Source organism: Zavarzinella formosa DSM 19928 (assembly GCF_000255705.1).
GTDB classification, from domain to species: Bacteria; Planctomycetota; Planctomycetia; order Gemmatales; family Gemmataceae; genus Zavarzinella; species Zavarzinella formosa.
On sequence record NZ_JH636466.1, the window covers coordinates 1,025 to 1,358 of the forward strand.

The window sequence follows — 334 nt, forward strand, 5'->3', positions numbered from 1 at the left end:
GCTGACGACGCGTCGCCGGGAGTTCTCGGGGACGGACTTTGACAAGGACTTCTCGCCGCGCCAGAAGCAGCGGTTTTCGATTTTGCAGAGCGCGATGAACCAGACGCTGGACCTGTCGTCGCTGACGGAGCCGTCGTACAAGCTGGGCCTGGTGCTGTCGATTTTGCAGGATTTGATCAGCGTGAAGATGAAGACGGACGTGAAGCTGTACGTGAACTACAACGCGTACCCGAACCCGGCGGACGCGAAGACGATGCTGAAGGAGACGGAGATCAACCTGAACTCGTTGAAGACGGTGAACGAGAACGAGACGCTTCGGGAGATCACGTTCAAG

At 57.8% G+C, this 334-nt stretch carries 1 protein-coding gene; it reads left to right on the forward strand.

Annotated elements, in window-relative coordinates; genetic code table 11:
- The coding region (locus BGIM_RS65495) for a hypothetical protein (protein WP_040892534.1) at positions 1–334 on the forward strand (334 nt) is incomplete at both ends.